Source organism: Peribacillus sp. FSL K6-5616 (genome assembly GCF_038008245.1).
Classification (GTDB): Bacteria; Bacillota; Bacilli; order Bacillales; family DSM-1321; genus Peribacillus; species Peribacillus frigoritolerans.
Map to the genome: position 1 here is coordinate 3,104,557 of NZ_JBBOYT010000001.1, position 13,654 is coordinate 3,118,210.

Sequence of the window (13,654 nt, forward strand, 5' to 3'; positions counted from 1 at the left end):
GGTGATAGTTTCTTATTCGATACTGTTTCCTAATTCCCTGCAAAGTTCGACAATGTTTTCATAAGTTTATTAGTAAAACATATACGATCTTCCTTTGTGAATGCTTTTGGCCCTTTCGTATGCTTACCCTGCCTGCGGAGTTTAGCCGACTGATAACGCATATCCAAGAGCATGAAAATATTCTCTTCCGTGTATTCTTTTCCCCTTGGCGAAAGGACATAAACGTTTTTAGGAAGCAGTGTCCCAGCCAAACCAATATCTGCAGTAACGACAATATCACCCTTTTTTACTGAGTTTACTATATAAAGATCTGCCGCTTCTTTGTCTGCATCGACATATACCCATTTACCTTCAGGGTTATTCATCATATTTTTATATGATGCAACAAAACAGACTTCAATTTCGTGCAAACTTGCACAATGAAGGATTTCGTCTTTCACCGGGCATGCATCGGCATCGACGTGTATCGTAGGTTTATTATTCATACCTTCTAATTCTACATCTTTCTGCATAATCCTTTTTCTCCCCTAAACTTTATGAAGATATGGTGAATTTCCAGCATTGATTCAGAGCGTTCCCTCTAAACGAGCAAACATTATTCTTCAAAGAATACCTGTTTATTCAAGTGAAAGCACCTCATTTGCCTTGAAAAAGACCAGCCCCTCCTGAATTATACGGAACATGTCGAATTATTTTTATGATAAAAACCTTGACATCTCATTAACCTTTAGTTTATTCCTTATTAATTAAGTCTAAACCTTAAGATTACTTTTTTCTCACAATTTTTTATTATAGTCTATTTGATTAGAAGATGCCAACATTTAAATTCCGAATGTGTTTTCATGCAAATCAATGGATTTGCACGAGGAAACTAAGAGGAATTTTATGTAATTATTTTGAATTTATTCTTATTAATCCCTTATTTGACCTTGGCATTAAAATGTGAGCTGACACATAAAGTGTCTAGCTCACATTTTGATTTGCCTTAATTTAGGGATCAACGGTTTTTATTTTGAAGGATATTGATGATCAAATTGGCTGTTTCTTCAACAGCTTTATTGGTTACATCAATGATAGGACAATTCAACCTTGATATGATTGTATCAAAGTATGTCAATTCTTCTTTTATGCGCTCCACATTTGCGTAAATGGCATGATCATTGAGCCCAAGAGACTTTAATCGTTCTTTACGAATATGGTTCAGCTTTTCCGGGCTGATCTTTAAACCAATGCATTTTTCAGGAGGTACCAGGAACAGCTCTTCTGGCGGTTCCACTTCAGGCACTAAAGGTACGTTCGCCACTTTATAGCGTTTGTGTGCTAAATATTGTGATAATGGCGTTTTGGAAGTGCGTGAAACACCCACAAGGACGATATCTGCGCGTAAAATGCCGCGAGGGTCACGTCCATCATCATATTTTACAGCAAATTCAATGGCTTCCACACGCTTGAAATAGTCATCATCCAGCTTTCTTACCAGACCAGGTTCATTAAGCGGCCCTTTTGGCGCCCTTTCCTGAAGGATGTCCATGAGCGGCCCTAAAATGTCATAAGCAGCCAGGTTTTCTTTTTCGACCTGTGCTTTCATATACGCTCTAATAGCTGGCTTCACCAGAGTATAAGCAATGATAGCCCCGTCCAACTTAGCCAGTGATATCACTTCATCCACGTTTTGTTCATCTTCAATATACGGAATTCTCTTTATTGAAAAAGCAGATCCCGAGAACTGGCTTGCAGCGGCTTTTGTGACCAATTCCGCTGTTTCCCCTACTGAATCCGATACAACATATATAATAGAACCGTTCATATTCTCCGTCATTCCTTTTGCAAGCCCCCTAATAGCCTTCATCAGCCAAAGCTACGAATGCTTTCGTAATATTGGTTTTTGTAATCCTTCCAATTACTTCATAGCCCTTTTCTGTGTCTTTGACGACCGGTAATGAGTCGATTTGTTTATCAATAAGTTTTTTGGCAACATCAATCAAAAGGTCTTCTTTTGAACACATTGTAATATTGGGCATCCTAGTCATGATGATATTGACTGGAATGGAGTTAAGCTCTTGTTTCCCAATACTCGCACGCAATAAGTCTTTCCTTGATAAGACACCAACAAGCAATGCATGCTTATCGACGACGAACATTGTTCCGACATCTTCTAAAAACATCATGACGATTGCATCGTATACGGAAATGCCCTCGTCAACGACGACAGGTATCGATTGGTAGTCCCGTACATAAAGATGGTTAAGGCTATCTGTCAAAAGCTGTGTCCCTGACCTGCCTGTATAGAAATACCCCACTCTGGGCCGGGCATCAAGAAAACCTGCCATCGTTAGAATCGCTAAATCCGGGCGAAGTGTCGCCCTGGTAAGGTTCAATCTATCCGCAATATGTTCTCCAGTAATCGGTCCATTTTCTTTTACAATTTGTAAAATTTGTTCCTGACGCTTATTCAATTGGATTATAATCACCACCCCACTGCTTTCGCAGAGTAAAGTAACAAAAGTTATTCATTTAATAATTATATACTAAATAATTTAATTAGGGCATTTTTGTCCTATTTATTGACCATTTATCTTTTTAAGAAATCGGAAACCCATATTCAAAGGGTTTCCGATACCATACACCCTTTCGATCATGTAAGGATGATTTTATTCATGGCAGCAAAACCTGCAACCAAATCACTGATTTCCTTCATTAGGGATAAACGGTTGTTGCGGATTGCTTCATCCTCTGCCATGACCATTGTATTCTCGAAATATGACTCTATTTCCGATTGAAGCGAAACAAGCTCTTCAAACCGCTCATTCTCATCTTTAGATTCCATATAACGCATTGCCACTTTTTGATATTTTACATATAACGCATTTTCTTGATCATTTTCAAAGGCAGCAGGGTCGACTGTCACCTGATTGTCACATTTTACGGCAATGTTCATGACCCGGCTTAAAGCTTCCAGGCTTTCCTTAAAGCCTGCTTCTTCTTTCTTCGCATCCAATACATGTGCACGTTCCACGATTGAGTGGATATAACCGATTTCATTGAACAAAACTGCGTCAATCAAATCGTAACGGATTTGCTGTTCTTGAAGCATGTGTTTGACACGAGCTTTAAAGAATGTGAACATGTCCGTTTTAACTTCTTCAAGATCACGTTTTAAGATACCTTTTGATTCCGGTCCTTTAAGACCTAAAACAATAAGCTCCTCTAATGAAATATTCCATTTCTTCTCAGCTAGAATTTGGACGACACCGCTCGCCTGCCTTCTTAATGCGTAAGGATCCTGGGAACCTGTCGGAATGACGCCAATAGCGAAGAACGAAGACAAAGTATCAATTTTTTCAGCCAAACTCACAACCGCGCCAATGACTGAAGGCGGTACATCATCATCCGCATGCCTTGGCATATAATGTTCATTGATAGCTGCGGCCACTTCTTTGGCTTCCCCTTTTAAGAGAGCATATTTTTCACCCATATACCCTTGCAATTCAGGGAATTCATAAACCATATTACTTACCAAATCGAACTTGGCAATTGCCGCTGTACGAAGCGCCATTTCTTTTTCCGCCTTTAAATTCAAAGCATCCGCAAGAGCACCGGTCACTTCAGTTACCCGGGCAGTTTTCTCGGCCAATGTACCGATTTCTTCATGATAAACGATGCTGTCAAGCTTTTTCAAAGCATCCGAAATCTCTTTTTTCTGATCTTCTTTATAGAAAAATGCTGCATCCGATAAGCGGGCACGCAATACTTTTTCATTACCTTTAGAAACCTTATCCAAATGGCGGTCATCGCCGTTGCGCACGGTTACAAAGTAAGCAAGCAGGTTCCCTTCCTGATCTTTAACTGGGAAATAACGTTGGTGTTCCTTCATTGATGTGATTAGTACCTCAGCAGGAAGCTCAAGGAATTCTTCTTCAAAATGTCCAAATAACACCGTTGGATACTCTACCAAATTATTTACCTCTTCAAGCAGATCTTCATCGACAGGGATGATCCAGCCTTTCTCCTGCTCAAGCTCTTTAATCTGATCCAATATAACTTGCCGGCGTTTATCTGGATCTGCCATTACAAATTGTTCATTCAGCGTATCTTCGTACCGTTGCGGCTGCTCGATGATGGCGCTATTGCCTAAGAAACGATGTCCTTTTGTTTCACGGCCCGTTTCCACATCAGCAATGCTGAATGGCACTATTTCATTGCCAAATAAGGCAATCAGCCATTTAATCGGACGGACGAAGCGGAGCTCCTGATTGGCCCAGCGCATATTTTTGGGGAACGTCATGCCGCTGATGATTTCAGCAAGCTCAGATAAAAGCTGAACGGTCTGCTGTCCTTTTATGAATTTATTCACATGGACATATTCCACACCCTTGAGTTCTTTAAAATAAATGTCCTCTGAAGTCATGCCTTGACCCCTGACGAATCCCAATGCTGCTTTAGACCAGTTGCCTTCGCTGTCCAACGCGATTTTTTTGGCCGGACCTTTTGCCTCTTCTTCGATATCCTTTTGGGATTCTTCCACGTCCTTCACCAATACGGCCAAACGTCTTGGTGTGGAAAAAGCTTCAACCGTCCCGAATTCTATCGCTTTTTCCGTTAGCCATTGCTGCACTTTATCTGACAACTGTTTCATTGATGCTGTCACAAAACGGGCAGGCAGCTCTTCCAATCCAATCTCCAATAACAAATCACGCTTGCTCATTTGTATTCTCCCCTTTCACTTTCAGGATCGGGAAGCCTAATTTTTCCCGCTCTTCATAGAAGGTTTTGGCAACCTTACGCGCTAAGTTACGGCACCGGGCAATATAACCCGTTCTTTCCGTCACCGAGATGGCACCTTTGGCATCCAAAAGGTTAAATGTATGGGAACATTTCAAAACATAATCATATGCAGGATGTACAAGTCCTTCTTCCATTTGTCGATGCGCTTCCTTTTCATACATCGTGAAAAGCTGAAACAGCATATCAAGGTCGGAGGTTTCGAACGTATATTTCGAATGTTCGTATTCCGGCTGACCAAATATATCCCGAACAGTGAATCCATCTGTCCATTCTAGGTCAAATACGTTCTCCTTATCTTGAATGTAAGAGGCGAGACGTTCGATCCCGTATGTAATTTCCACGGAAACCGGCTTACACTCAAGGCCGCCCACTTGTTGGAAATATGTAAATTGCGTGATTTCCATTCCATCAAGCCACACTTCCCAACCAAGACCGGCACACCCTAGTGATGGATTTTCCCAGTTGTCCTCGACAAAGCGAATATCATGCTCAAGCGGATTTATCCCTAAAGCGCGTAATGAATCCAAATACAACTCTTGGATATTGTCAGGCGACGGCTTCATGATCACTTGGAACTGATGATGCTGATACAGTCGATTAGGGTTCTCACCATAACGACCGTCAGCAGGACGGCGGGAAGGCTCTACGTAAGCAACGCTCCAAGGCTCCGGTCCAATGGCTCTCAGGAACGTGTATGGGCTCATTGTTCCTGCCCCTTTCTCGACATCATAAGCATTCATCAATATGCAGCCTTGTTCAGACCAATGCTTTTGTAACGTTAAAATCATATTTTGAATATTCATCGTACACCTCCAGGTTATTTAAACGGCTCTTATTAAGATTAAAGGTCGGAACCCATTACATTTTGGCAAACAAAAAACTCCCGTCCCTATGCGAAATGCATAGGGACGAGAGTATACCCGCGGTTCCACCCTAATTGCCGTTTACAAAACGGCCTCTTTTCAAAGCAACATGCTCCGGAACGCCCTTCCCTGTAAATCCATATCCCGGCTTCCACCGTCCCGGGTTCGCTTTTTATGGAGAATGACAGATACTCTTTTCCATCAACGCAATCTTCTTATTTTGATGATTAGAATTTTATACAAACTAGCATGGAATGTCAATAGGTCAGAACCTAAAACATATCTTTCATCGTATCCATCTGTTTCAGGAACTTTTTTGATTTCAAATGCAGACCGGAATATTCCTCATAATATGCATCGATGATCTTCCGCAGTTCTTTTTTCGTTTCAGGCTTGACGGAAATGTTTCCGAGCCTTGATAAATCGAAATAATAAAAAATCCGAAGCAATTTGACGGCTGCAGGTGAAATTTTATAATGATATGGGTCTTTCCCCAGACAGCGGTGACAGATAAAGCCCGCTTCCCGAAGCGAGAAGGAGAATTCCCCTTCCGTTTCACCACATACTGCACACTGATTCAGCACTGGGTTAATCCCATTGACGGGCAGCATCTTCATTTCAAAAATGAATGTCAAAACCTCCGCGTCATATTCCTCGTTTATGTAATGCAAAGTTTGCGAAAGCAATTCATACAAATATGGATTCGGTTTCTTATCCTCGACGCTTTTATCAAGCAATTCAACAATATATGAAGCATAAGCGGTGGCAAAAAGATCCTCCCTTATGAAACGGAGTGAATCGACCATTTCGCCTTGCTGAAGACTGCCGAGTCCGGTTGATGTGGTTACAAGAAAATACCCGGAGCAAAAAAGCTGTGTGACGGCTGAAAGCCTGCTGTTAGGTTTACTGGCCCCTCTCGCCATGACGCCAATTTTCCCTAGCTCACGGGTATATATAGTAATGATTTTGTTATTTTCTCCATATGCAGTTCGCCTTATGACAATGCCCTCACATTTTTGGAGCATACCAAGACACCACCCATGCTCGCCAAGGCTAACCTATGAAACAGGAAAATCAATTTCTGCTAGCTCATCATTCAATCCCAAGTGTCTTTCCTGTCTTTCGACTTCTATCTCCTTAAACAGCAAATAGGTGTCCACATTACCTGTTTCAGTGAATAATTCCCAGGTAAAATCCAACATATAAAGCCCACCTTTCATTTTTACTAGCAATATGAATATCCGACCATATGATTAGCTTGACCGTTTTCCTAACTTTCATGACGCGTAAATTTTGTTAATTAATACTCGCTTTCATTGAAGCCGTAATCGCGAAGCTGGCTTGCTTTGTTACGCCAATCCTTCTGTACCTTGACCCACAGTTCCAAGAAGACTTTAGAACCCAATAGGTTTTCGATATCTACCCTGGCACGGCTGCCGACTTCTTTAAGCATTTTCCCTTGCTTTCCGATGACAATGCCTTTTTGTGAATCACGTTCGACAACGATCGTCGCCATGACATTGATGGTGTCGCTGTTGTCCATTTTTTTAATGGAATCGATGACAACAGCCACTGAATGTGGAATTTCTTCCCTTGTCAGGTGCAGTACCTTCTCGCGGACCAATTCGGAAATGATAAAACGTTCCGGGTGGTCGGTCACTTGGTCAGCTGGATAAAACTGGGGACCTTCAGGCAGATGCTCTTTGATTTGTTCAAGCAGTGTATCAACATTATTCCCTTCAAGCGCAGAAATCGGAACGACTGCCGCAAAAGGGTAAAGCTGTTGGTATTTTTCAATGATCGGAAGTAAATCATCTGGATGCATCGCATCGATTTTGTTTACGACCAGGAAAACAGGCGTTTTTACGGATTGAAGTTTTTCGATGATGAACTCGTCCCCGCGTCCGTATCCTTCAGTCGCATTGATCATGAAGAGAATCAAATCGACTTCCTTCAATGTATTCGTTGCCACTTTCATCATGAAGTCGCCAAGCTTATGCTTTGGTTTATGAATGCCGGGTGTATCGATGAAAATCATTTGTGAATCGTTTTGCGTAAGTACACCCTGGACCTTATTTCTTGTGGTTTGCGGTTTATCACTCATAATGGCGATCTTTTGACCGATGACCCGATTCAGAAATGTACTTTTTCCTACATTAGGTCGTCCAATTATTGAAATGAAACCTGATTTGTAACCTTTTACTTGTGTATCGTCAAATAGTTTATCCATTTAAATCCTCCGGTGAAAAAGCTCCTGGAAGCAATTCCTGTACTGTTAGTTCTTTTATATCCCCATGTAAGTTGGTCAAAACGACCGGCATATCCTTTTCGCACAGTTCTGAAATAACCTGCCTGCATGCCCCGCATGGAGCGACGGGACCATCGGTATCCGCCACGACTGCAAGTTTGGTGAATTTTTTATCGTCATGGGCATAAGCGCTGAATAAAGCTGTCCTTTCGGCGCAATTACACATGCTGTATGCAGCATTTTCTATATTACAACCATGATAGACCTTTCCATCAGCGGTTAAAAGGGCTGCCCCCACCTTAAACTTGGAGTAAGGCACATAAGCTTTATCCCTTGCTTTTTTAGCTTCCTCAATCAATTCTTTTGTATTCAATTCACATCTTCCTTTCAAATTGAGTACCATTTCGGCAACCTACAGGCCAACCTTAGGCAAAAAGATAATCAATCCAACTATTATAGAAAATATAGCATATATGAATACAGCTCCGGCTGCAATATCTTTTGCCTGCTTGGCAAGCGGATGGATTTGGTCCGTTACCAGGTCCACTACCCTTTCAATCGCGGAATTAACGAGCTCCAACGTAATCATACCGGCTATGGCCGCCAAAATGAAAAGCCACTCCATCCCATTCAATGAGAAGTGCCAACCAAAGAATACGACGATTGCCGTTAACGCGAAATGAATCTTGATATTGCGTTCAGTCCGAACAGCCTCCAAAATTCCCTGACAGGCAAAAGAGAAACTTTTTAATAAAGGATACTTTTTTTTATCCTTCTCTTGAAAGTCCATATTCTTCCAAGATCTCCTTTTGTTTTGTGAACATCACTTTTTCATCTTCTTCATTCATGTGGTCGAATCCCAATAAATGAAGAAAACCATGCAGTGCTAAAAATCCAAGTTCCCGGTCAAATGAATGACCATATTCTTCAGCTTGTTCTTTCGTGCGTTCAATGGAAATGATGATATCCCCTAACATGCGGGGCATTTCCGCTCCGACAATTTCCACTTCATCTTCTCCCATTTCTTCAAGCGCAAAAGAAATGACATCTGTAGCTGAATCTTTATGACGATATTCTTTATTGATTTCCCGAATCCTATCATTGTCTACAAATGTAACAGACAGCTCGGTGTCTTTTTCAATGTTTTCTTTTCTTGCCGCAAATTGAAGAATGCTTTCAACAAGCTGCTGAGCTTCCTCCGTTACTTCATTCGTTTCATCCATTAAATCGATAGCTAAAATCATTCTTTCACCTTCTGTCCTAATTTATCCGGCTCCGGATATTCAATCCTGGAGTGGAAGATACCATTCAGCGATTCACATAAGGAATGCTTCACGATACTTAATTCTCTCATAGTAATGTCACATTCATCAAATTGACCATCAGAAATCCTGTCCTGAATGATGAAACTTACCAGCTCTTCAATCTTCTCCGGAGTTGGGTGCTTCATCGATCTCACTGCAGCTTCCACACTATCGGCTATGCCGATGACGGCCACTTCCTTCATTAACGCCCTCGGCCCGGGATATCGATAGGCCGCCTCGAGTGTGGCCTCATCCTGTTTTTTTGCCTTATGGTAGAAAAATTTCAATAATGTGGTCCCATGATGCTGCTCTGCAATATCCACAATCTCCTTCGGGAATTTGTGACTGCGCAGCATCTCCCCGCCATCTACAGCATGGGAAATGATGATATCCCTGCTCGTTTCCGGCTGAAGCCGATCATGCGGGTTCTCTTCACTCATCTGATTTTCGATGAAGAAGTGCGGCCGCTTCGTTTTACCGATATCATGATAATAACTGCCGACCCTTGCCAGCAAACCATTCGAGCCGATGGCTTCACAAGCCGATTCCGCCAAATTGGCGACCATTACACTATGATGATATGTCCCCGGAGCCTCAATCAAGATCTTCCGCAATAACGGATGATTGGGATTCGCGAGCTCGATAAGCTTAATCGATGATAAAATCCCGAAACCAGCCTCGAAAAACGGTAACAGGCCCATTGTCAAAACGGCTGCACCGACTCCAGAACCTATGGCAGCAGAAGCATAATACAAGTACTCCATTCTAGTATAATGGCTGTCCATAATAAAGATGAGCGAAAAAACAAATGCCATATTGATTAAAGACAATAGCAGCCCCGCTACCAGCACCTTTGATTTGAAATTTGGCCTGGATAGGATGATGATTGCCGTCAATCCCCCGAAAATGATATAAAGCCCCATCGAGAAATCCAGATTTCCAGGTGTATCACCATTAAATATAATCGTACCATACGAACCTAACAATATGATCATCGCTACCGCTAACCTATCATTCAATAATATCTTGATGAGCATCGCCGCCATGGCACCCGGAAAAATGTATTCCAAGTTCGAGTTTTTCAGGTCTGCCAGAATGCTGACCGTTTTCATGGTAGCCATTGAAAGGATAAAGACAAGACTGAAGATCAATAACTGATTGTACTTGTTATCCTTTTTGGAAACGGAATAGTAGAAATAGTAATAAAAAGCGGCAAAAGTCAGGAATATGAATAACAGCAGGCCGATATACGGGTAAATGGTAGACTCCGTATTTAAGAAGCCTGCCAGTTCAAGCTGCCTATATACATCCCTGTCCACTAACTGATTTTCTTCAACGATGATCTGACCTTGAAGGATCCTGATCGGCTCCACGCTTTCAACCGCTTTCCTTCGCTGTTCCTCGGTTTTGTCCTTATCGAAAAATACATTCTGAATGATTGCCGTACGCGCAAGGGAAGTGGAGGCTTTTTTCATATCGCCGCTAATGCTCATATACCCTAATTCCTCTACAACCTTTTTCTTGGCATTTTCGACGTCACTTGCAGCGATTCGGGAGCTCATCACATTATTCACTGCCGTAATGGTCGAATCCTTCGCTATTTTCAACTCATCTTCATCCGCCTGCACTAATGCAAGGAAAACGGATTCCTCGATATTCTTATTCACTTCATCAGTCAATTTTTCTTTTAATATCGAAACTTTTTGAGCATCCGTCTTTACGGTCTCTTTTTTATCCCCATCTTCATTATGATCTTCATCGGGGTCCGTTTCCTTATTCACCTCAATCGCTGAATCGAAAATGGATGAAATCAGATCGACTTTATTTTTGGCATATTCTTTTTTTAAAGAATAAACATCCGCCACCTGTTTTGAAATCTCTTCTTTTTCCTGTTCCGTCTTATAGGTATCTTCCACAGTTTTGGTTGATCGGATCGTTTGTTCCGCAGGCTTAAAAAGCTCTACCTGAACCCTTTCCGGCTTCACATTGGAGAACATTAAACCATACGCAAACAAACCAAGTATGATGAACAAAAGCACTTGAAAAAAACGATGGACCAACAGCCCTTTTATTTGAGTGAAGAATTTCTGGATACGATTCAAGGAAGGTCCTCCTAAAAAAAATGATGTTTATTATTCTAGATATGTAAAATCATAACAGTTTTCATATGAATTTTCACCTTCGTATTGATAAATGTAAAGGTTCTGTCATTTCATATCCACTTTTTCACCATAAAGTTCGTCATTTAGACACATCACGAAAAATCCGCCGATTGAAATGGCGGATTTTTTCTTATGACTTCGCCTGCTCGTAAGCAGTAATGATTTTAGCGACAAGCGGATGCCTTACTACATCACTTTGTTCAAAATAAACAAAGGAAAGGCCTTTAACATTCTTCAATATCTCTTCTACCCGGACAAGACCTGACTTCATGCCTTTTGGAAGGTCAATCTGGGTCCGGTCTCCCGTAATGACCATTTTCGATCCGAAACCAAGCCTGGTCAAGAACATCTTCATTTGGGCTTCCGTCGTATTCTGGGCTTCATCCAATATGACAAAGGCATCTTCAAGCGTACGGCCCCTCATATAAGCCAGGGGAGCTATTTCGATCGTTCCGCGCTCTATCATCCTTTGCGTCTGTTCCATCCCCAGGAGGTCATGGAGAGCGTCATACAGCGGCCTTAGATAAGGATCTACCTTTTCCTTCAGATCACCAGGCAGAAAACCAAGGCTCTCCCCTGCTTCGACGGCAGGCCGTGTCAGGATGATCCGTTTAACATGTCCATTTTTCAAAGCATTGATGGCCATCACTACAGCAAGATAGGTCTTCCCGGTTCCGGCAGGCCCAATTCCAAATACAAGATCCTGTTTCTTAATTGCCTGGATATAGTATCTCTGCCCGATTGTTTTGACTTTAATGGATTTCCCCTTAGCCGTTTTAGCGATTTCCTCATCATATAATTCACCGAAATACTCCAATGTGCCTTTTCTTGCCAATTCAATTGCATAAAGCACATCTCTGGAACTGATTGCAATTCCTTTTCTGACTACAGTCAATAATGCCTTGAGGATCTCTTCCCCCATCGTTACCCGCTCGATATCCCCGGCAACACTCACCGCTTCACCTCGGGTTATGACGGAAATGCCAAGTTCCTCTTCAAGCACTTTTACATTTGAATCCCCATTGCCCAATAACGCGATCGCTTCATTGGGTGATTCGATTTCGAGCTTAATTACTTTCACATCATCTGCCATTCGTTAGTCTCCTTGAATGATTGGCTGTCCAATCGCTATATCTTCAATAACTTGGTAATGTATAGACAATTTAACTTTACCATTCTCCATGCTTTCGTGCAAAATTTTTTCTTCGACGATTTCATCTTCCTCGTCTAAATGTTTGTTTAATTCCGCTTTAGCCATTTTCCTGCCTTCCTCCACCGCTTCTTTCTCCGTATAGCTTCGTACAATATCTTCCTTGCTCCTTAAGGTCACTTGTTTATAAGAAATCGGCAGTTCCCATTGAAGAAAGTGAAAAGGCCTCACTGTCGTTTCCTTTTCCTGTTTTTCATATCCCGGATCCTTGAAGCCCCATACCGGAAGGGAAAAGCCCCCCATTTTCAAAAAGTGCTTGCTCGTTTCATCTCCGTTAAAAACAGAAAACTTAGTTTTTAACGGAACTTCCACTTTCGCTTTATACCACGTTTTCCCTTTTATTACTCCCTTTGCGGATACAATTTCCTGTTTATCCTCTTTACCAATCAATCCTGAAACAAGAAGTTGTCCTTTTCCTACATAATCATTCACATTAACAATAGATTGTCCTTTTTCAACGAACATATCAGCGATGATCGCTTTTTTTGATGCTACCAAATTCTGTGGAGATGTTTTCTCGACCTCTTTAGGCTGCCGTTTTTCCACAACCCGAAAATGATATGTCGTTCCCTTTAGCTCGACCCCCACCCATGTCAATGCACCAATCCGGTCCGACAGCTTACGCTGAATCGTATCCACATCATCAACGAAGAATTGCACTTTACCGATCTTCACGCCCATCTTGTCCAATTCTTTCCGGATGGCATGCTCGGTTGCCGGTTTGGCATCTTGAACCTCGATGCCCCATACCATATTGGAAAGTACAAATATACATAGCAGGAAAGCGATCATCCCCGCTAAAAACCCGCTGTTTTTCATGACTCTCTTCATCAGGAAAGGGAAACCCTTTCCCTGCATGAACTTTACTTTACAATCACTCTTACGCATGACCTGACGTAGTTTGGGGATATCCCTGATATCCATATGGAAAATCAGGGCTTCACTTCCGACACGCTTCACTTCCCAGATATGAAGCCCCCTTCTCGTCAGCATATTAATTAACCGTTCTGCACCTTTTCCATAAGCCTTCACCTTTACATAGCCTGTATAATAGTTTGTCCATTGGTTTTTCATGGAGACCT

The 13,654-nt window shown here is 41.9% G+C and carries 14 protein-coding genes and 1 other annotated feature; all 14 genes read right to left on the reverse strand.

Annotated elements, in window-relative coordinates; translation table 11 throughout:
* Positions 1 to 29: 29 nt before the first annotated feature.
* The 14 genes from MHB45_RS14880 to yqfD all read right to left on the reverse strand — a co-directional run bounded on the left by MHB45_RS14880 (position 30) and on the right by yqfD (position 13,646).
* Entirely contained in the window at positions 30 to 485 is a 456-nt protein-coding gene (locus MHB45_RS14880; RefSeq protein WP_048685719.1) for a YaiI/YqxD family protein, read from the reverse strand.
* Between the two features lie 512 nt (positions 486 to 997).
* Positions 998 to 1,807 (reverse strand): pyruvate, water dikinase regulatory protein, encoded by an 810-nt coding sequence (locus MHB45_RS14885; protein WP_048685721.1) that lies wholly within the window; start codon positions 1,805 to 1,807, stop codon positions 998 to 1,000.
* Between the two features lie 28 nt (positions 1,808 to 1,835).
* Positions 1,836 to 2,474 carry a helix-turn-helix transcriptional regulator gene (locus tag MHB45_RS14890; RefSeq protein WP_034308483.1) on the reverse strand — a complete coding sequence of 213 codons (639 nt, stop codon included), beginning with the start codon at positions 2,472 to 2,474 and terminating at the stop codon, positions 1,836 to 1,838.
* A 161-nt stretch (positions 2,475 to 2,635) separates the two neighbouring features.
* On the reverse strand, positions 2,636 to 4,705 hold the full coding sequence (gene glyS, locus MHB45_RS14895; RefSeq protein WP_048685706.1) for a glycine--tRNA ligase subunit beta: 2,070 nt from the start codon (positions 4,703 to 4,705) through the stop codon (positions 2,636 to 2,638).
* Positions 4,692 to 5,588 (reverse strand): glycine--tRNA ligase subunit alpha, encoded by an 897-nt coding sequence (glyQ, locus tag MHB45_RS14900; protein WP_034308488.1) that lies wholly within the window; start codon positions 5,586 to 5,588, stop codon positions 4,692 to 4,694. Before glyQ ends, glyS begins: the two co-directional genes overlap by 14 nt.
* 98 nt (positions 5,589 to 5,686) lie before the next feature.
* Positions 5,687 to 5,862, reverse strand: a binding site (T-box leader).
* A gap of 58 nt (positions 5,863 to 5,920) precedes the next feature.
* Entirely contained in the window at positions 5,921 to 6,673 is a 753-nt protein-coding gene (gene recO / locus MHB45_RS14905) for a DNA repair protein RecO (protein WP_048685708.1), read from the reverse strand.
* A 33-nt stretch (positions 6,674 to 6,706) separates the two neighbouring features.
* Entirely contained in the window at positions 6,707 to 6,850 is a 144-nt protein-coding gene (locus tag MHB45_RS14910) for a YqzL family protein (RefSeq protein ID WP_065310843.1), read from the reverse strand.
* 98 nt (positions 6,851 to 6,948) lie between these two features.
* The gene (era, locus tag MHB45_RS14915) at positions 6,949 to 7,878 is read right to left on the reverse strand and encodes a GTPase Era (RefSeq protein ID WP_034308493.1); all 930 of its coding nucleotides are present in this window, start codon (positions 7,876 to 7,878) and stop codon (positions 6,949 to 6,951) included.
* Positions 7,871 to 8,269, reverse strand: coding sequence for a cytidine deaminase (locus MHB45_RS14920; RefSeq protein ID WP_048685709.1), 399 nt, complete (start codon positions 8,267 to 8,269; stop codon positions 7,871 to 7,873). Before MHB45_RS14920 ends, era begins: the two co-directional genes overlap by 8 nt.
* A gap of 39 nt (positions 8,270 to 8,308) precedes the next feature.
* A complete protein-coding gene (locus MHB45_RS14925) occupies positions 8,309 to 8,686 on the reverse strand; it encodes a diacylglycerol kinase family protein (RefSeq protein WP_048685711.1) in 378 nt (125 codons plus the stop codon).
* On the reverse strand, positions 8,664 to 9,140 hold the full coding sequence (gene ybeY / locus MHB45_RS14930) for an rRNA maturation RNase YbeY (RefSeq protein WP_034308501.1): 477 nt from the start codon (positions 9,138 to 9,140) through the stop codon (positions 8,664 to 8,666). The genes MHB45_RS14925 and ybeY overlap by 23 nt, the downstream gene beginning before the upstream one ends.
* Positions 9,137 to 11,302 carry an HD family phosphohydrolase gene (locus MHB45_RS14935; protein ID WP_048685713.1) on the reverse strand — a complete coding sequence of 722 codons (2,166 nt, stop codon included), beginning with the start codon at positions 11,300 to 11,302 and terminating at the stop codon, positions 9,137 to 9,139. The genes ybeY and MHB45_RS14935 overlap by 4 nt, the downstream gene beginning before the upstream one ends.
* A gap of 190 nt (positions 11,303 to 11,492) precedes the next feature.
* Positions 11,493 to 12,455, reverse strand: a complete 963-nt coding sequence (locus MHB45_RS14940) for a PhoH family protein (protein WP_034308506.1) — start codon at positions 12,453 to 12,455, stop codon at positions 11,493 to 11,495.
* A gap of 3 nt (positions 12,456 to 12,458) precedes the next feature.
* Positions 12,459 to 13,646 carry a sporulation protein YqfD gene (gene yqfD, locus MHB45_RS14945; RefSeq protein WP_072273235.1) on the reverse strand — a complete coding sequence of 396 codons (1,188 nt, stop codon included), beginning with the start codon at positions 13,644 to 13,646 and terminating at the stop codon, positions 12,459 to 12,461.
* Between the last annotated feature and the right edge of the window lie 8 nt (positions 13,647 to 13,654).

Coding starts and splice junctions, on each gene's coding strand:
- MHB45_RS14940 (WP_034308506.1), bottom strand. CDS start 12,455: ATGGCAGATGATGTGAAAGTAATTAAGCTCGAAATCGAATCACCCAAT.
- MHB45_RS14880 (WP_048685719.1), bottom strand. CDS start 485: ATGAATAATAAACCTACGATACACGTCGATGCCGATGCATGCCCGGTG.
- MHB45_RS14910 (WP_065310843.1), bottom strand. CDS start 6,850: ATGTTGGATTTTACCTGGGAATTATTCACTGAAACAGGTAATGTGGAC.
- MHB45_RS14885 (WP_048685721.1), bottom strand. CDS start 1,807: ATGAACGGTTCTATTATATATGTTGTATCGGATTCAGTAGGGGAAACA.
- recO (WP_048685708.1), bottom strand. CDS start 6,673: ATGCTCCAAAAATGTGAGGGCATTGTCATAAGGCGAACTGCATATGGA.
- ybeY (WP_034308501.1), bottom strand. CDS start 9,140: ATGATTTTAGCTATCGATTTAATGGATGAAACGAATGAAGTAACGGAG.
- era (WP_034308493.1), bottom strand. CDS start 7,878: ATGGATAAACTATTTGACGATACACAAGTAAAAGGTTACAAATCAGGT.
- yqfD (WP_072273235.1), bottom strand. CDS start 13,646: ATGAAAAACCAATGGACAAACTATTATACAGGCTATGTAAAGGTGAAG.
- MHB45_RS14925 (WP_048685711.1), bottom strand. CDS start 8,686: ATGGACTTTCAAGAGAAGGATAAAAAAAAGTATCCTTTATTAAAAAGT.
- glyS (WP_048685706.1), bottom strand. CDS start 4,705: ATGAGCAAGCGTGATTTGTTATTGGAGATTGGATTGGAAGAGCTGCCT.
- glyQ (WP_034308488.1), bottom strand. CDS start 5,588: ATGAATATTCAAAATATGATTTTAACGTTACAAAAGCATTGGTCTGAA.